Source organism: Castellaniella defragrans, from assembly GCF_014203015.1.
Classification (GTDB): Bacteria; Pseudomonadota; Gammaproteobacteria; order Burkholderiales; family Burkholderiaceae_B; genus Castellaniella; species Castellaniella defragrans.
In genome coordinates this window covers 143,217-162,475 of sequence record NZ_JACHIB010000010.1, presented here as the reverse complement: position 1 = coordinate 162,475, position 19,259 = coordinate 143,217, and the positions used below count along the sequence as shown (strand labels likewise).

The following is a 19,259-nucleotide window of genomic DNA, read 5'->3' as shown; positions in this document are numbered from 1 at the left end:
TCCACACACCGCTGATCCCTACTGCTTCATCGCCGGGGCAGCCTGCGCACCCAAAAATCGCTTCAGCAGGTTTGCTGAAGAAATCTTCGGGCTAGCTCGGCCGCTTCGCTTTTGATGTACTGCGCCTCATGCGACCCGCCTGCGAGGGGGGGCGGAGACATCCCAGCGAGGAGACCATGAGCAACCGCTACTCGATTTTCAGCCTGATCCGCAACGGGCTGAGCCATCATGAAAACTGGGGCCGGGCATGGCACAGCCCGGAGCCCAGGAAGGAATACGACGTCGTCATCGTCGGCGCCGGGGGCCACGGGCTGGCCACCGCGTACTACCTGGCCAAGGTCCACGGCGTGCGCAACGTGGCCGTGCTGGAAAAGGGCTGGCTGGGCGGCGGCAACACCGCGCGCAACACGACCATCGTGCGCTCCAACTATCTCTGGGACGAGTCCGCGCAGCTCTACGAGAAGGCCATGCAGCTCTGGGAAGGCCTGTCCCAGGACCTGAACTACAACGTCATGTTCAGCCAGCGCGGGGTCATGAACCTGGCCCACACCCTGCAGGAAGTGCGCGACACCCAGCGGCGCATCAACGCCAACCGCTACAACGGCGTGGACGGCGAATGGCTGACCCCGGCGCAGATCAAGACCATCGTCCCCAACATCAACCTGGACAGCCGCTATCCCGTGCTGGGCGGCTCGTTCCAGCGGCGCGGCGGCGTGGCGCGCCACGACGCCGTGGCCTGGGGCTTCGCCCGCGCCGCCGACCGGCTGGGCGTGCACATCATCCAGAACTGCCCCGTCACCAACATCCGCAGGAAGGACGGCGCGGTCGAGGGCGTGGACACCGGCAAGGGCTTCATCAAGGCGAAGAAGGTCGCCGTGGTGGTGGCCGGCCATTCCAGCGTGCTGGCCGACATGGCCGGCATCCGCCTGCCGATCGAAAGCCATCCGCTGCAGGCGCTGGTGTCCGAGCCGGTCAAGCCCTGCATCCACACCGTCATCATGTCCAACGCCGTGCACGCCTACATCAGCCAGTCCGACAAAGGCGACCTGGTGATCGGCGCCGGCATCGACCAGTACCTGGGCTACGGCCAGCGCGGCAGCTTCCAGAGCATCGAGCACACGCTGCAGGCCATCGTCGAGATGTTCCCCTCGCTCAGCCGCGTGCGCATGAACCGCCAGTGGGGCGGGATCGTCGACGTCTCGCCCGACGCCTGCCCGATCATCAGCAAGACCGGCATCAAGGGCCTGTATTTCAACTGCGGCTGGGGCACGGGCGGCTTCAAGGCGACGCCGGGCTCGGGCTGGGTGTTCGCCCACACGGTGGCGCATGACGAGCCGCATCCTCTGAACAAGGCCTTTTCCATCGACCGCTTCTACAGCGGCCACCTGATCGACGAGCACGGCGCCGCGGCCGTGGCCCACTGAGGAGACATCATGCTGCAGATCCAATGCCCCTGGTGCGGCGAGCGCGCCGAGAGCGAATTCAGCTATGGCGGCGAGGCCGGCATCGTCCGGCCCGTGGACAACGAATCGATGGACGACCGGCAATGGGGCGACTACGTCTTCATGCGCCGCAACACCTGCGGGCCGTTCCGCGAACAGTGGGTGCACGCCCACGGCTGCCGCCGCTGGTTCATCGCCGAGCGCGACACGCGTTCCTATGAATTCCAGCGCTACGAAACCTTCGGCCAGAACCAGGAGACGACATGAACCAGCCCTGCCGTCTGCCCCAGGGGGGGCGAGTGCGCCGCGGCGTCCCGGTGAATTTCACCTTCAATGGCAAGGCCTACGCGGGCTTCGAGGGCGACACCCTGGCCTCGGCGCTGCTCGCCAACGGCGTGCACTTCGTGGCGCGCAGCTTCAAGTACCACCGCCCGCGCGGCATCCTCACCGCCGGCGTCGAGGAGCCGAACGCCATCGTGCAGCTGGAAAGCGGCCCCTACACCGTGCCCAACGCGCGCGCCACCGAGGTCGAGCTCTACGAGGGCCTGCGCGCCACCAGCGTGAACGCCAAGCCCGACATCGAGCACGACCGCATGGCCGTCATGCAGCGGTTCGCGCGCTTCATTCCGGCCGGCTTCTACTACAAGACCTTCATGTGGCCGCGCAGCTGGTGGGGCAAGTACGAGGAACGCATCCGCGACGCCGCCGGCCTGGGCTCGGTGCCCGACACCCCGGACCCCGACCGCTACGAGAAGCGCTACGCCCATTGCGACGTGCTGGTCGTGGGCGCCGGGCCGGCGGGCCTGGCCGCGGCCTGCGCGGCCGCGCGCAGCGGCGCGCGCGTCATGCTGGTGGACGACCGCGGCGAGGCCGGCGGCAGCCTGCTGTGGACCGAGGAGATCATCGACGGCAAGCCGGCGGCCGAATGGGTGGCCGGGCGCGTGGCCGAGCTGTCCGCGCTGCCGGACGCGCGGGTGCTGATGCGCACGACCGCCTTCGGCTACCAGGACCACAACCTGGTCACCGCCTGCGAGCGGCTGCACGACCACCTGCCGATCCGGCAGCGCGCCGGCACGCGCGAGCGCGTCTGGAAGATCCGCGCGCGCCACGTCGTGCTGGCCACCGGCGCCCACGAGCGTCCGCTGGTCTTCGGCAACAACGACCTCCCCGGCATCATGCTGGCCGGCGCCGTGTCCGCCTGCCTCCATCGCTACGGCGTGCTGCCCGGCCGCCGCGCCGTGGTGTTCACCAACAACGACAGCGCCTACCAGTGCGCGATCGACCTCAAGCGCCAGGGCGCCGAGGTCACCGTCGTCGATCCGCGCGTGGCGAGCGAGGGCACCCTGCCGGGCGAGGCGGTCCGGCTGGGGATTCCCGTGATCCACCAGGCCGTGGTCGCCGAGGCGCGCGGCGGCAGGCACGTCGCCGGCGTGCGGCTGCGCGGCCTGGGCGCGCGCCTGCCCGAAGGCGCGGACACGCTCGCCTGCGACCTGCTGGCCGTGTCCGGCGGCTGGAACCCGGTGGTCCACCTGTACGCGCAGTCGCGCGGCAAGCCGCGCTGGTGCGAGGAGCGGGCGTGCTTCGTGCCCGGCGAGCCGGCCCAGCCGCAAGGCAGCGCCGGCGCGGCCAACGGCGACTTCGGCCTGCAGGAGGCGCTGGACGGCGGCGTGCGGGCCGGCCTGGCGGCGGTCGCGGGGCTCGCCTCGGTCCGGCCGGCCGAGGCGCCGGCCTGGTCGGCGCGGCCCGTCCGGTCTTCCCCCCTGATGCCCCTGTGGTCGGTCGACAAGGGCGAACGGGCCAGCCGCGGCCCCAAGCAGTTCATCGACTACCAGAACGACGTCTCGGTGTCCGACATCCTGCTCGCGGTGCGCGAGGGCTACCATTCGGTGGAGCACGTCAAGCGCTACACGGCGATGGGCTTCGGCACCGACCAGGGCAAGCTGGGCAACATCAACGGCATGGCGGTGCTGGCCGAGGCGCTCGGGCAGAGCATCCCCGAGACCGGCACCACCACCTTCCGTCCCAACTACACGCCGGTGAGCTTCGGTGCCATCGCCGGGCGCGAGCTGGGCGACTGCTTCGATCCGGTCCGCAAGACCTGCCTGCACGACTGGAACGTGGAGCACGGCGCGGTGTTCGAGGACGTGGGCAACTGGAAGCGCGCCCACTACTATCCGAAGCCGGGCGAGGACATGCACGCCGCCGTGCGGCGCGAATGCCTGGCGGTGCGCAACGCCGTCGGCCTGCTGGACTACAGCACGCTGGGCAAGATCGACGTGCGCGGCCCCGACGCGGTGGAATTCCTCAACCGCCTGTACGTCAATTCCTGGACCAAGCTGCAGCCCGGCCGCTGCCGCTACGGCCTGCTGCTCGACGAGAACGGCATGGTCATGGACGACGGCGTCAGCATCCGGCTGGCCGAGGATCATTTCCTGCTCACCACCACCACCAGCGGCGCCGCGCGCATCATGAGCTGGATGGAGCGCTGGCTGCAGACGGAATGGCCCGACCTGCGGGTCTACCTGACCTCGGTGACCGACCAGTACGCCGTCGCCACCGTGACCGGGCCGCAGGCGCGCAAGGTGCTGAGCGCCGTGTGCGACGGCATCGATTTCGGCAACGAGGCCTTCCCCTTCATGAGCTTCAGGGAAGGCACCATCGACGGCGTGTTCGCCCGCGTGCTGCGGGTCAGCTTCTCCGGCGAACTGTCGTACGAAATCTACACGCCGGCCAACATGGGCCGCCACGTCGCCGAGCGGCTGATGCGGGCCGGCGAGCCCTATGGCATCACGCCCTACGGCACCGAGACCATGCACGTGCTGCGCGGCGAGAAGGGCTACATCATCGTCGGCCAGGATACCGACGGTTCCGTCACGCCCATGGACCTGGGCATGGGCGGGATGGTCGCCAGGAACAAGGACTGCCTGGGCAAGCGTTCGCTCATGCGCAGCCATACGAACGGCGCCGGACGCAAGCAGTTCGTCGGCCTGCTGGCCGACGACCCGGCCTGCGTCCTGCCCGAAGGCGGCCAGATCCTGCAGGGTCCCACCCAGGCCGCCATCGCGCCCATGTTCGGCCACGTGACGTCCAGCTACATGAGCCCGGTCCTGGGCCGCTCGATCGCCCTGGCCCTGCTGAAGGACGGCCAGGAGCGGATGGGCCAGTCCGTCACCGTCGCCACCGCCGACGGCCGCTTCATGCCGGCGCGCGTCTGCAGTCCCGTGTTCTATGACCCCGAAGGAGCCCGTCAGAATGTCGAGTGAAACCCTCCAACAGCAGACCCCGCTGGCGGGCCTGTACGCCGACTTCGGCCAGCCGCTGCGGCACGGCTCCGCCGGGCAGGTCCTTTTGAACGAACTGCCCCTGGTCGGCCTGGCGAACCTGCGCGCCGATCCCGGCTCCGGCGCGATCCTGGACGCCTTGCGTTCCGGCCTGGGGCTGGATCTGCCGCTCGTGCCCAACACCGTGGCGCAGGGCCGGGATGCGATGGCGCTGTGGCTGGGCCCCGACGAATGGCTGCTGCGGGCGCCATCCGGCGCCCCGGCCGACCTGGCCGCGCACGTGGAGGCCGCCCTGGCGGGCCACTGGTTCGCCGTCACCGACCAGACCAGCGGCCATTCCGTGGTGCGGCTGCGCGGGCCCGGCGCGCGCGACGTGCTGAACGCGGGCTGCCCGCTGGACCTGCATCCCCGCGTCCTCACGCTCGGCCAGTGCGCCCAGTCCCATTTCTTCAAGGCGAGCGTGCTGCTGCGCCCGCTGGACGGACATGGGGACGGCTGGGAGCTGATCGTGCGCCGCAGTTTCGCCGACTACGTCGTGCGCATGCTGCTGGATGCGATGCGGGGGTAAATCCTGGCCTCCGGGGAGTCTCTCGCGGGCTCTCCGATCTCGCCAGGGCGGGAAATGTCACGCGTCGCGCCGCAGCTCGAATGAGTCGAACAGCGCCGCCAGCGTGTCGGCGACCGCCGCGCCGGGCCAGTCGCGCAGGGATGGGCCGCGGACGTTGAGGGCCTCGTCCGCGCAGCCCTGCGGACGGAACACCTGCACCGCGTAGCGCCGCACCCCCATGTCCGCCAGCCGCCGCCCCAGCGCCAGCAGGCCGTCGGCGTCGATCAGGTCGGGGTGGGCGGTGGTGCGGCACTCGAAGGCGGCGCCGCCGTCGAGCAGCGCCCGCAGGCTGGCCAGGGCGGGCGCGCCGCTGCCGGCCACCCGGGTGACCCGGGCGTAGTCGTCGAAATCCGCCTTGATGTCCAGGCCGACCCAGTCCACGTCGGGCAGTACCTGCGCCAGGCGGCGCGGGTGGGTGCCGCCGGTGTGCAGGCCGATCTGGTAGCCCATCGCCCGCACCTGGGCGATGGCCGCGCCCAGGCCCGGATCCATGGTGGGCTCCCCGCCGCTGAAGACCACGCCGTCGATCAGCCCCACCCGCCGCCGCAGGAAGGCCAGGATGTCGTCCCAGTCCAGCGGACTGCCGGCCGTGCGCGGCTGCAGGTGCGGGTTGTGGCAATAGCCGCAGCGCCAGGGGCAGCCCTGCACGAAGACCACGGCCGCCAGCCGGCCGGGGAAGTCCGTGGCGGTGAAGGGGACGAGCCCGCCGGCCTTCAGGCGCGGGGCGGGGCCGCGCCCGGCCCGGATGCGGACCGGGACGCGGGCGTGCGGCGGGGGAAGGAGATCGGCGTGCATGTCGGGCGGGGGCGTCCTGCGGCGGGGAGTGCGGTGTGCCTGCCTCAGGCGGCCTGCCGGACGGGCGCCTGGCCGGTGCGCCGTTCGACGAAGAAGCGGCGTTCGTGGAATTCGCCCTTCTTGCCGATGTTGAAGGACGACATGGGACGGTGGTAGCCCATGACGCGGGTCCAGATTTCGCAGGGCTGGCGTTCGGCGTCGTTCAGGGTGACGGGGGTCGGGTTCATGGAATGCTCCTGTTGAGGGTGGGTGAAAAAAAGGGCAATCGGCGCGTGGCGGATCAGGCCGCCGCCACCTGCGCGGCCGCATCGGCCGCAGCCGCGGCCGGCGCATCAGCCGTGGCCGCCCGCCGCTTGCGGGCGATCAGCTCGTCGTCGCAGTGCGGGCAGAAGTCGTGCCGGCCCGGCAGGTAGCCGTGCCTGGGGCAGATGGAAAACGTCGGCGTGACCGTGATGTAGGGCAGCGAGAAGCGGCCGAGCGTGCGGCGCACCAGCTCGCGGCAGGCGTCGGCCGAGGACAGCGGCTCGGTCATGTACAGATGCAGCACGGTGCCGCCGGTGTACTTGCGCTGCAGTTCGTCCTGGCGCTCCAGGGCCTCGAAGGGGTCGTCGGTGAAGCCCACCGGCAATTGCGACGAGTTGGTGTAGTAGGGCATGTCCGGCGTGCCGGCCTGCAGGATGTCCGGCCAGCGGGCGCGGTCTTCCTTGGCGAACCGGTAGGTCGTGCCCTCGGCCGGAGTGGCCTCCAGGTTGTACATGTGGCCGGTGGCCTCCTGGAATTCGACCATGCGGGCGCGCACGTGATCCAGCAGGCGCACGGCGAAGGCGTGGCCCCAGGGGCTCGTCAGGTCGTGCGCGTCCGCGGTGAAATTGCGGATCATCTCGTTGATGCCGTTGACCCCCAGCGTGGAGAAGTGGTTGCGCAGGGTGCCCAGGTAACGGCGCGTGTAGGGGAACAGGCCGTTGTCCATGTGCTCCTGGATCACGCGGCGCTTGATCTCCAGGCTGTCGCGGCCCAGTTCCAGCAGTTCGTCCAGGCGGGCCATCAGGCCGGCCTCGTCGCCGGCATGCAGGTAGCCCAGGCGCGCGCAGTTGATCGTCACCACCCCCAGCGATCCGGTCTGCTCGGCCGAGCCGAACAGGCCGTTGCCGCGCTTGAGCAGCTCGCGCAGGTCCAGCTGCAGGCGGCAGCACATGGAGCGGATCATGTTCGGCTTGAGTTCCGAATTGATGAAGTTCTGGAAGTAGGGCAAGCCGTACTTGGCGGTCATCTCGAACAGCCGTTCGGCGTTGGGGCTGTGCCAGTCGAAGTCGGGCGTGATGTTGTAGGTGGGGATGGGGAAGGTGAAGGCGCGCCCGCGCGCGTCGCCGGCCATCATGACCTCGATGTAGGCGCGGTTGATCATGTCCATCTCGGCCTGCAGCTCGCCGTAGGCGAAGGGCATTTCCTCGCCGCCGATCACCGGCACCTGCTCGCGCAGGTCCTCCGGGCAGACCCAGTCGAAGGTCAGGTTGGTGAACGGCGTCTGGGTGCCCCAGCGCGAGGGCACGTTCAGGTTGAAGATCATTTCCTGGATGCACTGGCGCACCTGGCCGTAGTCCATGGCGTCCTTGCGGACGAAGGGCGCCATGTAGGTGTCGAAGGAGCTGAAGGCCTGCGCGCCGGCCCATTCGTTCTGCAGCGTGCCCAGGAAGTTGACGATCTGCCCCACGGCGCTGGACATGTGGTGCGGCGGGCCGGACTCGATCTTGCCGGGCACGCCGTTCAGGCCTTCGTTCAGCAGGGTGCGCAGCGACCAGCCGGCGCAATAGCCCGACAGCATGTCCAGGTCGTGGATGTGCAGGTCGCCCTGGCGGTGCGCCTGGCCGACGGTCTCGGGGTAGACGTGGCTGAGCCAGTAGTTGGCGATCAGCTTGCCCGAGGTGTTCAGGATCAGGCCGCCCAGCGAATACCCCTGGTTGGCGTTGGCGTTGACGCGCCAGTCCTGCTGGCGCAGGTATTCGTCGATGGAGCGGATCACGTCCACGTGCGGGACGGGGCGGGCGGCCCGGGCGTGGGCCGCACTCTGGATCGGGGTGGGGTTCATCCTGGATATCTCTATATATTGTGTACAGACGAATCGTAAACACAATATATGGTGGTATCAAGGCATCCGGCGTCTTTTTTTGATAGGCTTGATGAAAGTCAAGAACAGCAGGCCCGGGCGCGGGGCCGTGCGCGCGCCCGGGCCGGGCATGCTCCGGCCGGGGCCGGGTCGTTCAGGTCTTCCTGCGGGTCCCGCCGCCGAGCGCCGCCTTCGACAGCCGGTCCAGCAGCAGCGCCACCGCCACGATCGCCAGGCCCGCGCGCAGCCCCAGGCCCATCTCCATGCGCGTCAGGCCGCGGGTGACCTCGGCGCCCAGGCCGCCCGAGCCGACCAGGCCGGCCAGCACCACCATCGCCAGCGACAGCAGGATGCACTGGTTCAGGCCCACCAGCAGCGTGGGCATGGCGGCCGGGACCTCGATCTTGAACAGCACGGTGCGCGGCGGCGCGCCCAGCGCCTGGCCGAGTTCCAGCAGGTCCCCGGGGATCTGATCGAACGCCAGCGTGGTCAGCCGCAGCATCGGCGGGATGCCGTAGACGATGGTGGCGATGATGGCCGGGACGCTGCCCAGGCTGAAGAGGATCACGGCCGGGATCAGGTACACCCAGGGCGGCACGGTCTGCATGATGTCCAGGATGGGACGCAGCACGGCCGCGAGGCGCGGGTGGCGGGACGCCAGCACGCCCAGCGGGAAGGCGATCGCCACCGACAGGGCGACGGCGACCGAGACCAGGGTGATCGTCTGCATGGCTTCCTGCCACAGGCCCACGCCCCAGCAGAAGCCCAGCGCCAGGGCCGTGACGGCGGCCGGCCGCCGGCCCAGGGTCCACAGGGCCAGTCCCGCGGCCGCGAGGATCAGGCCCCAGGGCGGCAGGATCAGCAGCAGCGCCGTGGCGCCGTCCAGGACGGCCTGGATGACGTCGCTGATGAAGGCGAAGAGCGGATGCCAGTGGGTGTTCAGCCAGTCCACCGCCGGGGTCAGGAAGGCGCCGGGCGAGAAGTGGGTCGGGGTCGGGTTCATGCCTTTCTCCTTCTGGAGCCGGAGCGGCCGGCGCTCTGGCTGAGCCGGTCCAGGATCATGGTCAGAATGACGATGGCGATGGCCGCGTCGATGGACTTGGCGATGTCGAGCTTGCGGATCGCGTCGTAGATGGTCTGGCCCAGTCCGCCCGACCCGACGATGCCGGCGATGACGACCATGCCGAAGGCCATCATCAGGCTCTGGTTGATGCCGGCCATGATGCTGGGCAGGGCGAAGGGCAGCCGGATCTTGGCGAACATCTGCCAGCGGGTCATGCCGGTGGCCATGCCCAGTTCAATGTATTCGACGGGCGCCATCCGCATGCCCAGCGCGGCCAGGCGGAAGGCCGGCGGGACCGCGACGACCAGGGTGGAGACCAGCGCGGTCGCGGGCCCGTAGCCCAGCAGCGCGATCCCGGGCAGCAGGTAGATGTACGGCGGCAGGGTCTGCAGCAGGTCCAGCACGGGGGTGGCCAGGCGGTCCAGCGCCGGGACGTAGCCGCTCAGGATGCCGGCCGGAATGGCGATTGCCAGGGCCAGCAGCGTGGCGGCGATCACCAGGGCCAGCGTGCCGATGGTCTCGGGCCAGAGATTCATCAGCTCGCAGACCGCCAGGGCGGCGGCGGCCAGGGCGCCGAAGCGCCAGCCGACCAGGCGCCAGCCCAGCAGGCCGATGGCGAGCGCCACGACGTAGGACGGCGCCAGGCCCAGCAGCCACAGGATGGCGCCGTAGAAGCCTTCCAGGCCGCCCTGGATCGCGGCGAAGACCTGGCTGGAGCTGTCCGTCAGGTGGGCCAGGGCCTCGTCCATCCAGCCGTCGAACGCGGCGATGGGATCGGTATCGTTCATGGTGTGAACCCTCCTGGTCCGGCGTCAGTGCGCCGCGGGGCGGCCGGCCTGGTCGCCCTGGATGCCCCTGAGCAGGTCGCGGGGCGATACGACGCCGACGGGGCCGCCGTCGTCCATGATCGCAACCGATTCCAGGCCGGTCCGGGTGGACAGGGCGATCAGTTCGGCGATGTCGGCTTCGGCCGCGGCGCGCGGCAGCGCGTCGAGGGCGACGTCCGGGTGCGCGGCGCGGAACTCGGCGACCGTGCCCATGATCGAGCGGGCCTTGACCAGATTCAGGCGCGAGATGCCGGCCACGAATTCCGCCACGTAGTCGTCGGCCGGATTGCGGACGATTTCCTCGGCGGTCCCGACCTGGATCAGGACGCCGTCCTTCATGATGGCGATGCGGTCGCCGATGCGGATCGCCTCGTCCAGGTCGTGCGTGATGAAGGCGGCCGATTTGCCCAGCTGCTTGGTCAGCGTGCGGAATTCGTCCTGCAGTTGGCGCCGGATCAGCGGGTCGAGCGCGCTGAACGGCTCGTCCATCAGGATGATCTCGGGGTCGGCCGCGATGGCGCGCGCCAGCCCGACGCGCTGCTGCATGCCGCCGGACAGCTCGTCGGGGTAGTGGTTCTGCCAGTCGGCCAGGCCCACCTTTTCCAGCGCCTCGGCCGCGATCCGGTTGCGTTCTTCCTTCGCCACCCCCTGGACCTCCAGCCCGAAGGCGGTGTTCTCCAGCACGGTGCGGTGGGGCAGCAGGGCCACGCTCTGGAACACCATGCCGATGTGGTGGGCGCGCATGTCGCGCAAGGCGGCCGCGTCCAGGGTGGCCAGGTCCTTGCCCTTGACCAGTACGCGGCCCTGGGTGGGCGCGATGAGCCGGTTGAGCAGGCGGATCAGCGTCGATTTGCCGCTGCCCGACAGGCCCATGATGCAGAAGATCTCGCCGCGCCTGACCTGCAGGCTCACGCCCGAGACGCCGACCATGCAGCCGAATTTCTGCAGGATGTCCCGTTTGGACAGGCCCTGTCCGGTGATCGCCTTCATCGCTTCGGGCGCTTTTTCGCCGAATATCTTCCAGACCGACTGGCAGTCGACCAGGATTTCATCGGCCTGGGTGTGGGGTGTCGTCATGCGATGCTCCGGGTGCGCGGATGGCGCGCACGTGGGGGGTCTTTCATCCCTGTTCCCGGGCCCGTTTCCGCCGGACGGCGGCGGGGCCCGGGCGCGGTCGTCTCAGTACTTCTTCATGTTTTCCCAGCGCTTGACGCGGTCGGCGTTTTTGGCGATCCAGGCATCGCTCGCCTGCTGCACCGTCTGGCCGTCGTTCATGCCGACGTTGATCTCGGCGATGGCGCTCAGGGGAATGTAGATGCCCGCCAGCGCCTCGCGCGCGCCCGGATGTTCCTGGGCGAAGCCCTTCTTGCCGATCCAGTAGTAGCCCTGCGGCCCGGGGAAGACTTCCTTGGGATCCTTGAGGAACTTCATGTCGTACTTCATCATCATCCAGGTCGGATCCCACAGCGTCACGGCGATCCATTCCTTGCGGTCGACCGCGGATTTCAGCGCCGCGGTCATGCCGGCCGTGCTGCCGTCGATCAGCTTGTACTTCAGGTCGTAGGCCTTGACGGCCTTGGCGGCGTCGCTCATCAGCCCCGAGCCGGGCTCGATGCCGACGATCTTGCCGCCGAACCGGTCGACGTGCTCGTTGAGCTGTTCCATGGAATCGATCGTCACGTATTTCGGCACGGCGACCGCCTGGTACAGCCCGAAGGAGACGGGTGAGAGCTTTTCCAGCCGGTTCTTGTTGCGGTTCCAGTAGTCCTGGCCGGCGTAGTTGATCTGCGAGGCCATGATCTGCACGTCGCCCTTGACCAGCGCGGCGTAGGCGATGCCCCATTCGGAGAACTCGGTCACCTTGACCTCGTAGCCCGCGTCCTCCAGCACGTGCTTGGTGACGTAGGTGATGGGGGTCAGGTCTTCCCATGACATCGTCCCCATGGTGATGGTCTCCTTGGCCGCGTGGGCGGTGGAGGCCATGGCGCCGGCCATCGCGGCGGCGCAGAGCAGTTTCCTGAAAATGTTCATGTCGTGTCTCCTGGTTTCATTATGGTAGGGTCGGTTTGCTGCGGTTGGCTGCGGTTTGCTGCGACTTGCCGCGGTTTGCTTCGGCTTGCCGCGGTGTCCTGCGATTGCTGCGGTTTGCCTCGGCTTGCCGCGGTATCCGGGGCGCAGGCCGCCCCGGTGTGCGTCGCCGGGAGTTCAGCCCTCCCGGCCGGCGCGCAATTGATGCCATCGGATGACGGAATGGATGCCCAGCCAGGCGATGGGTTCGGGCGGCAGGCGCGCCGGGGGCGGCTGCCGCCGGAATTGCCGCAGGGATTCGCTGTCGGTGCCGGTGGCCAGCTCCGCGGCCATCATCCCGGCCAGGGTGCTCTTGACCGTGCCCAGGCCGTTCTCGCAGCAGGCGGAATAGAGCCCGGGCTCGATTTCCCCGAAGGCGGGCACGTGGTTCGTGCTCAGGCACAGCGCCCCCGCCCAGCTGAATTCCATCGGGACGCCCTTCAGCGCGGGAAAGCGCTCGTCGAAGGAGCGCCGTTCCTGGGCGGCGATCCGCGCCACCTGCCGTTCGGAGACCCGGATGTCCGGGTTGTAGGTGAAGTGCGTCCGCACCACGATGCGCGATTGCCCGCCGTGGCTGATCTTGCGCAGCGTGGCGCCCATGGGGTCGGCGGGCAGCAGGGCCCAGCGCTCGGCGCCGGCGCCGCCCGGGAATGCGGCCGTCATGGAGGCGTAGGTGTAGACGTGGATCAGGCGGCGGCGGAAATGCCCGAAGCTCTCGACGTGGCCGTTGACGGCCAGGATGACCCGCGGCGCCTGCACGCTGCCCCGCGTCGAGACTGCTTCCCAGACCGCGCCCTTGCGGCCGAGCGAGAGCACGGGCGAGTTCTCGAACAGGTCCACTTCGCCCGCCAGGCCCGCGGCCAGGCGGCGGATGTAGTCGGCCGGCTGGATCATCACCGCGCCCGGCGTGCGCACGCCCCCCAGGTAGTAGTCGGAGCCGGTGATCTCGCGCATCTGCGCGGCGTCCAGGGTTTCGCTGGGCTCGCCGATCTGCCGCAGCGAGCGGGCGAAATCGCGGTTCAGCCTCAGCCCCCGCTCCGTGGCGGCGGCGTTGATCTTGCCCGAGGGATCGAAGGTCGTGGCGGGCATGCCGTATTCTTCCGCGATCCCGGCGGCGAAGGCGATGGCCATGCGGTTCTGGCTGATTTCCAGCAGGCTGGAGGCCGCGCCGCCGACGGAATAATTGCCCGACGTCAGGTTGTGGGGCACGTCGATCATGAAGCCGGAATTGCGCCCGGCCGCGCCGATGGCGACCTCCTGCGCGTCGAGCACGACGATCCTGTCCTGGGGGCGCAGCTGGCGCAGCCGCCGCGCCGCCGACAGGCCGCCGAAGCCGGCGCCGACGATCAGCCAGTCGGCCGACTGGCCGCCCTCCAGGGCGCGCGCCGGGAACCGTCGGGGCGCCAGGGCCTCCCAGCCCGAGACGCCGGTCTCGACCGGCTGGCGGCGGATGGTGCGGGCGCTCATCGCGCGGCCTCCGCGGGCGCCGAGGTGTCGATCCAGATGGTCTTCAGCTCGGTGTACTGGTCGTGCGCCCAGATCGACTTGTCGCGGCCGCCGAAGCCGGATTCCTTGTGGCCGCCGAAGGGCGTGGTGACGTCCCCTTCGCCGAAGCAGTTCACCGTCACGATGCCGGCGCGGATGGCGCGCGCCAGCCGGATGGCGTGGCGCAGGCTGCCGGTATGGACGGAGGCCGCCAGGCCGTAGTGCGTGTCGTTGGCCAGGGCGATGGCCTCCTCGATCGTGTCGAAGGTCGTCACGGCCAGGACCGGCCCGAAGATTTCCTCGCGGAACAGGGGGCTGTCGCGGCCGACGTCGACGATCACGGTGGGCTCGATGTAGATGCCGCCGTGCGCGGCCCCGCCCGCCGCCACCGCCAGCGACTCCGCCCGGGCCCGCGCCAGGAACGACTGCACCTTCTCGAAGTGCGCCGGGCTGACCAGGGCGCCCATGCGGTTCGCGGGGTCCAGCGGATCGCCCATCTTCCATTCGCGCATGGCGCGCAGGACGCGCCGCAGCAGTTCGTCCTTGATGGACGCATGGACGATCAGGCGCGAGGTGGCCGAGCAGTTCTCGCCCATGTTCCAGAACGCGCCGTTGACGACGTGTTCCGCGACGCGGTCCAGGTCCTCGGTGTCGGCGAGCACGACGGCGGGGTTCTTGCCGCCGCATTCCAGCACGACGCGCTTGAGGTTGGAATCGGCGGCGTAGCGCAGGAAGCGGCGGCCGGTGGCGGTCGAGCCGGTGAAGCTGACCATGGCGATGTCCGGATGCAGGCCGATGGGCGCGCCCGCGTCCTGGCCGCTGCCGGTCACGACGTTGAAGACGCCGGGCGGGATGCCCGCCCGGCTGGCGAGTTCCGCCACGCGCAGGGTGGTCATGGAGGTCTGCTCCGCCGGCTTGACGATGACCGAGCAGCCGGCCGCGAGGGCGGGACCGATCTTCCAGGCCAGCATCAGCAGGGGGAAATTCCACGGCAGGACCAGGCCGACCACGCCGATGGGCTCGCGCGCGACGAGGGCCAGGGCGTCCGCGCCCACCGGCGCCGTGTGGTCGTAGATCTTGTCGATCAGCTCGGCGTGCCAGCGGATCGTGCGCAGGGTTTCGGGCAGATCCACGGCATGGCATTCGCCCACCGGCTTGCCGCTGTCCAGGCTTTCCAGGACGGCCAGCTCGTGCCAGTGCGCTTCCATCAGGTCGGCCAGCGCCAGCAGGACGGCCTTGCGCTCGGCCGGCGCGCGCAGGCGCCAGCGGCCGTCCTCGAAGGCTTCCCGGGCCGCGGCGGCGGCCAGGTCCACGTCGGCGGCGTCGCAGGCCGCCAGGTGGGCGAGGACCGCGCCGGTCGCCGGATTGACCGTGGGAAAGGTGCGGCCGCAGACCGCGGGCCGGTAGCGGCCGTCGATGTAGGCCTCGCGGGGAAAATCCAGCGTCCCGGCGAGCCGCGCGTATTCGGCGGCGGTCAGCGCATCAGGCATGGCCGGCTCCCGCGACGATGGCGGCGATCTCGCGCCGGAGTTCGGCGACGATGGCCTGGAAGCGGGCCTTTTCCGCTTCGTCCAGGGGCTGCAGCGGCGCGCGCGCCGGGCCGGCCGCCAGCCCGTTCAGTTCGCAGCCGTACTTGATCGACTGCACGAACTTGCCCGCGTCCAGGAAGTTCATGAAGGGCATCATGGCCCCCATGATCCTGCGGCCCCTGGCGAAGTCGTTGTCCAGCACGCAGGCCCGGTACAGGGCCAGGTGCTCGCGCGCCAGGAAGTTGGAGCCGGCGCAGACCCAGCTGCGCGCGCCCCAGGCGAAGAATTCCAGCGCCTGGTCGTCCCAGCCGCAGGACATCTCGATCTGCGGGAATTCCCCGGCCAGCAGGTGGACGCGGTTGATGTCGCCCGAGCTTTCCTTGATCGCCACGACGTTCTTCGAGCGCGTGACGCGGTTCAGGTAGTCGAGGCCCATGTGCACGCCCATGCGGCCCGGGTAGTTGTAGAGCATGATGGGCAGGCCCGCGGCCCGGTCGATCGCCAGCGCATGGTCGGCATTTTCCGCTTCCAGGGGCAGGGCGTAGGGCGGCGAGCCCACCAGGATCGCGTCCGCGCCCAGGGCGCGGGCGGCCTGGGCGTATTCGATGGATTCCTCGGTGCGCGTGGCGCCCGTGCCGACCACCAGCGGCACGCGGGTGCCGATGACTTCCTTGGCGTAGGTGGCCAGGTCGATCCGCTCCCGGCCCGTCTGCGCGTAGTACTCGCCGGTGGAGCCGGCGACGACGATGCCGTGCACGCCGGCCTCGATCAGGGATTCGAGCAGTTCGGCGAACGCCGCCTTGTCGATCCGGCCGTCGGCCTCGTGGGGGGTGATGGCGGGGGTGTAGATGCCTTCAAACATGCGCTTGCTCCTAGGTCGACAGGGTTTCCGCACGTTCGTGCGGCAGATGCGGATCGAGCCCGGCGGGCGTGATGAACATTTCCATGTTCTGGCGCGACAGTTCCCAGTGCTCGAAGGTGATGCGGACGATGGCGTCCTCGTCGTGCGCCGCGAGGGCGTCGATGAACTGATCGTGGTGCCCGGCGGCCAGCCGCTGGCGTTCGGCCATGTCTCCGTCGTGCGACAGGTAGAACGTATGGCCGATGCGGGCGTGGTCCACCAGCAGGCGGTTCAGGCTGGCCTGCAGATAGATGTTCCCCGACATCTCGCCCATGATTTCGTGGAAGCGGTTGTTCTTCAGGACCAGGGCGGCCATGTCGCCCGATTCCCCGGCCTGGCGGAACTGCTCCTGCGTGTCCCGCAGCAGGGCGAGCTGGGCCGGCCTGAAATGGCGCGCCGCCAGGCGGCCGGTCGCGGCGTAGATCATCGGGGCGGCCAGGAAGAAATGCCGCAGCGTGGCGTGGTTCATGGGCGCGACGCGCGCGCCGGCGTTTTCGCGGATGTAGGCGTAGCCCTCGCCGCTCAGGCGGCGGAAGACCTCGCGCACGGGGGTGCGCGACAGGCCGTAGCGGCGGCACAGATCGAGCTCGTCCAGGTCTTCGTCGGGACCCAGCTGCAGCGTGAGGATCTGGTGCTTGAGGTCTTCGTAGAGCCTGGCTTTGCGATTGCCCTTGCCTGGCGTCGCCGCGGATCCGGGCTCCCGGGAACGGGAATTCTCCATGGCTTGTCTCGTTCGTATTTATTGTGTATTCAATTTGTATTTTATTATAGTTAAAAAAGAATTCTGGTCAAATACATTTTTTGAGGTGTGCGGGCGCGCGGCCGCGGACCTCGATGGATGCGGCAAGGGAAGGGCGGAGAGGGACGGCCGGAGACGGAAGCCGTAGCCAAGCCGGGCGAGCCGGAGATGCGGCGAGCGCGGGGCCGGGAAGGACGGAGGGGATGGCCCGATGCGGGAAGCGGATCAGGCCGGACGGACCGAAGACGCGGCGAGCGCGGGGGCCGCACGGGGGTGCGGCGGGGGACGGCCCGATGCGGGAGACGACCCGGGCCGGGAGGATCAGAGCGACTGCGGCGGTTCCGGCTTCAGGCCCGGCGGCATGATGAACAGTTCCATGTGCTCGCGCGAGAGTTCCATGTGCTCGTAGGACAGCCGCGCGATGGCGTCCTCGTCGCGCGCGACGAGCGCGTCGATGAACTGGTCGTGATGGTCGATGGACGCCTGGCGGCGCCGAGCCGTGTCCTCGTCGTGCGGCTGGTAGAAGGTGCGGCCGATGCGCGCGTGATCGATCAGCAGGCGGTTCAGGCTGGTCTGCAGGTACACGTTGCCGGACATCTCGCCCATGATCTCGTGAAAGCGGTTGTTCTTCAGGACCATCGCCTGGATGTCGCCAGCCTGGGCCGCCTGGCGCAGCTGCGCCTGCGTCTCCTTCAGCTCGGCCAGCTGGCGGGCGGTGAAATGGCGCGCCGCCAATCGGCCCACCGCCGCGTAGATCATCGGCGCCACCAGGAAGAAGTGCCGCAGCGTCGAATGGTTCATCGGCGAGACGCGCGCGCCGCGGTTCTCGCGGATGTCCACGTAGCCTTCGCCGCTCAGGCGGCGGAAGACCTCGCGCACGGGGGTGCGCGACAGGCCGTAGCGTTCGCAGAGCGCGACTTCGTCCAGATCCTCGTCCGGGCCCAGCTCCATCGTCAGGATCTGGTGCTTGAGGTCTTCAAACAGCTGCGCCTTGGCGCTCTTCGCGGATTTCGCCTGGGTCATGTCGGGTATCCGGCGGCCGGTGGCGGCGGCTGCCGCCCGGGCGCGCATCCGGAGGTATGCGATGAATATCGGGCGTCATTGTAAGCCGGACTTCCGTGCGGGCTCTCCGGCCGGGCTCGCCGCGCCCGGACCGGGCAAGATCCTGACACACATGCGCCCGTTCCGCGCCTGTTCGGGCGTGGGCAAACCCGCTATCGTGTGACGCATGGGCATGGATTCGATGGAGGAACGGAAATGCGCTGGTTCGGATGGCTGCTGGCGGCCTGGACGGGGATCGTCCCGGCCGGCGTCCTGGCGGCGGGGGTGGCGACCGTGCAGGCGGGCGACCGGACCCTGACGGTGTCCTTCGACGGGACGGACGCGCGGGTCGATGTCTCGGGCGTGGACCAGGGCTATCTGCTGATGCGCGGCGGCAAGCTGTATTCCGTCCTGCAGGCGGGCGGCCGGCCGCTGGTCATGGAAGGCGACGCCGCGGCCCGGCTGCTCGGGGCCCGTGCCCTGCAGGTGGCGCCCGACATGATCCGCACGCTGAGCCGGATCGAGCCGACCGGCGCGCGCAAGACGGTGGCCGGCCGGGTGGGCGCCGTCTACGCCGTGTCCTACCGCGACGAGCAGGGGCGCGCGCGTTCCGGGCAGGGCGTCCTGGGCGGCCAGCCCGAGGTGCGGGAATTGACCCGCGCCCTGGGGCGGATGGCCGTCCTGCTGCAGACCTCCGCCGGGCAGTTGCCCGACGGCGCGCGGCAGGTGCTGGATGCGCTGGAAGCCCGCAACCTGGGCCTGCTGGCCTACGAAAACCAGTTCCGCGTGCAGCGGCTGGCCGCCACGGCGCCCGCGCCGGGCAGCCTGGAGCTGCCGGCGCAGCCGGCGCAACTGCCGCCGGAACTGGGCCAGTTGCTGCAGGGGCTGCGCCGGCCGTGACCGGGCCCGCGGAATGACGAAAGCCACCCCTCGCGGGTGGCTTTTTTGCGGCGCCTCATGCCGGATGCCGGGCGCATTGCGACGTTTCATGCGGGGCGCATCGTGGCGTTTCATGCCGGGCGGCGCGCAGGCATGGAAAAGGCCGCCCTTCGAGGCGGCCTGCGGCCTGGCGTTTGTGGCCTGCGCACCGGATGCCCGGGACGCGGCCGGCGTGCTCAGGGCACGATGTGAAAATCGATGACGATTTCGCCGGGATTGCGGGCCAGGTACTCGAACTGGATGTTTTCGCCGAAGTGGTTTTTCAGCTGCTGCAGCAGCGGCAGGGGATCGTGGTCGTTGCAGAAGCGCATGGTTTCCCCCGGCTGCAGCGCCGACAGCGCGCCGAAGATGGCGGCATGCCGGAAGCGCTTGGCGATGCCGCGCGCATCGAGGGGGTAGGTGTTTTCTGCGAACATGGGGATAGCGTCGGAAGCCACGG

At 69.5% G+C, this 19,259-nt stretch carries 18 protein-coding genes; 5 read left to right on the top strand and 13 right to left on the bottom strand.

The features are described 5' to 3' along the window. Positions 1–176 precede the first annotated feature (176 nt). Genes HNR28_RS10035 through HNR28_RS10020 form a run of 4 tightly spaced genes read left to right on the top strand, consistent with a single transcriptional unit; the run spans position 177 to position 5,291 of the window. Positions 177–1,424 carry a sarcosine oxidase subunit beta family protein gene (locus tag HNR28_RS10035; RefSeq protein WP_151025617.1) on the top strand — a complete coding sequence of 416 codons (1,248 nt, stop codon included), beginning with the start codon at positions 177–179 and terminating at the stop codon, positions 1,422–1,424. 9 nt (positions 1,425–1,433) lie between these two features. After that, positions 1,434–1,709 carry a sarcosine oxidase subunit delta gene (locus tag HNR28_RS10030; RefSeq protein ID WP_151025616.1) on the top strand — a complete coding sequence of 92 codons (276 nt, stop codon included), beginning with the start codon at positions 1,434–1,436 and terminating at the stop codon, positions 1,707–1,709. After that, entirely contained in the window at positions 1,706–4,705 is a 3,000-nt protein-coding gene (locus tag HNR28_RS10025; RefSeq protein WP_184142829.1) for a sarcosine oxidase subunit alpha family protein, read from the top strand. The genes HNR28_RS10030 and HNR28_RS10025 overlap by 4 nt, the downstream gene beginning before the upstream one ends. Next, entirely contained in the window at positions 4,695–5,291 is a 597-nt protein-coding gene (locus tag HNR28_RS10020) for a sarcosine oxidase subunit gamma (RefSeq protein WP_151023783.1), read from the top strand. Before HNR28_RS10025 ends, HNR28_RS10020 begins: the two co-directional genes overlap by 11 nt. A gap of 57 nt (positions 5,292–5,348) precedes the next feature. Here the strand turns inward: HNR28_RS10020 and HNR28_RS10015 are convergent, their stop codons facing one another. From HNR28_RS10015 to HNR28_RS09960, 12 genes are all read right to left on the bottom strand, one after another. After that, positions 5,349–6,125 carry an anaerobic ribonucleoside-triphosphate reductase activating protein gene (locus HNR28_RS10015; protein WP_151023784.1) on the bottom strand — a complete coding sequence of 259 codons (777 nt, stop codon included), beginning with the start codon at positions 6,123–6,125 and terminating at the stop codon, positions 5,349–5,351. 44 nt (positions 6,126–6,169) lie between these two features. Further along, complete coding sequence (gene nrdD, locus HNR28_RS10010) at positions 6,170–6,352, bottom strand: anaerobic ribonucleoside-triphosphate reductase (RefSeq protein ID WP_151023785.1); 183 nt, start codon at positions 6,350–6,352, stop codon at positions 6,170–6,172. 53 nt (positions 6,353–6,405) lie between these two features. Next, positions 6,406–8,211 carry a ribonucleoside triphosphate reductase gene (locus tag HNR28_RS10005; RefSeq protein WP_151023786.1) on the bottom strand — a complete coding sequence of 602 codons (1,806 nt, stop codon included), beginning with the start codon at positions 8,209–8,211 and terminating at the stop codon, positions 6,406–6,408. A gap of 172 nt (positions 8,212–8,383) precedes the next feature. Next, positions 8,384–9,232, bottom strand: coding sequence for an ABC transporter permease (locus HNR28_RS10000; protein WP_151023787.1), 849 nt, complete (start codon positions 9,230–9,232; stop codon positions 8,384–8,386). Next, positions 9,229–10,080 (bottom strand): ABC transporter permease, encoded by an 852-nt coding sequence (locus HNR28_RS09995; RefSeq protein WP_043681740.1) that lies wholly within the window; start codon positions 10,078–10,080, stop codon positions 9,229–9,231. Before HNR28_RS09995 ends, HNR28_RS10000 begins: the two co-directional genes overlap by 4 nt. A 24-nt stretch (positions 10,081–10,104) precedes the next feature. Continuing rightward, positions 10,105–11,196: a quaternary amine ABC transporter ATP-binding protein gene (locus HNR28_RS09990; protein WP_043681743.1), complete on the bottom strand. Its 1,092-nt coding sequence runs from the start codon at positions 11,194–11,196 to the stop codon at positions 10,105–10,107. A 102-nt stretch (positions 11,197–11,298) separates the two neighbouring features. Beyond that, positions 11,299–12,150 (bottom strand): glycine betaine ABC transporter substrate-binding protein, encoded by an 852-nt coding sequence (locus HNR28_RS09985; protein ID WP_043681746.1) that lies wholly within the window; start codon positions 12,148–12,150, stop codon positions 11,299–11,301. A 174-nt stretch (positions 12,151–12,324) separates the two neighbouring features. Then, positions 12,325–13,653 carry an NAD(P)/FAD-dependent oxidoreductase gene (locus tag HNR28_RS09980; RefSeq protein WP_151023788.1) on the bottom strand — a complete coding sequence of 443 codons (1,329 nt, stop codon included), beginning with the start codon at positions 13,651–13,653 and terminating at the stop codon, positions 12,325–12,327. Continuing rightward, positions 13,650–15,161, bottom strand: coding sequence for an aldehyde dehydrogenase (locus HNR28_RS09975; RefSeq protein ID WP_151023789.1), 1,512 nt, complete (start codon positions 15,159–15,161; stop codon positions 13,650–13,652). Before HNR28_RS09975 ends, HNR28_RS09980 begins: the two co-directional genes overlap by 4 nt. Next, positions 15,154–16,062: a dihydrodipicolinate synthase family protein gene (locus HNR28_RS09970; RefSeq protein ID WP_151023790.1), complete on the bottom strand. Its 909-nt coding sequence runs from the start codon at positions 16,060–16,062 to the stop codon at positions 15,154–15,156. The genes HNR28_RS09975 and HNR28_RS09970 overlap by 8 nt, the downstream gene beginning before the upstream one ends. Before the next feature lie 10 nt (positions 16,063–16,072). Further along, positions 16,073–16,822, bottom strand: a complete 750-nt coding sequence (locus tag HNR28_RS09965; protein WP_151023791.1) for a GntR family transcriptional regulator — start codon at positions 16,820–16,822, stop codon at positions 16,073–16,075. Positions 16,823–17,161: 339 nt separating this feature from the next. Further along, positions 17,162–17,863 carry a GntR family transcriptional regulator gene (locus HNR28_RS09960; protein WP_151023792.1) on the bottom strand — a complete coding sequence of 234 codons (702 nt, stop codon included), beginning with the start codon at positions 17,861–17,863 and terminating at the stop codon, positions 17,162–17,164. Positions 17,864–18,097: 234 nt separating this feature from the next. Between HNR28_RS09960 and HNR28_RS09955 the strand changes: the two genes are divergently transcribed. Further along, a complete protein-coding gene (locus HNR28_RS09955; RefSeq protein WP_151023793.1) occupies positions 18,098–18,781 on the top strand; it encodes a hypothetical protein in 684 nt (227 codons plus the stop codon). A 215-nt stretch (positions 18,782–18,996) separates the two neighbouring features. Here HNR28_RS09955 and HNR28_RS09950 read toward each other — a convergent pair whose 3' ends face one another. After that, a complete protein-coding gene (locus tag HNR28_RS09950; protein WP_043681763.1) occupies positions 18,997–19,236 on the bottom strand; it encodes a DUF2249 domain-containing protein in 240 nt (79 codons plus the stop codon). Positions 19,237–19,259 lie beyond the last annotated feature (23 nt).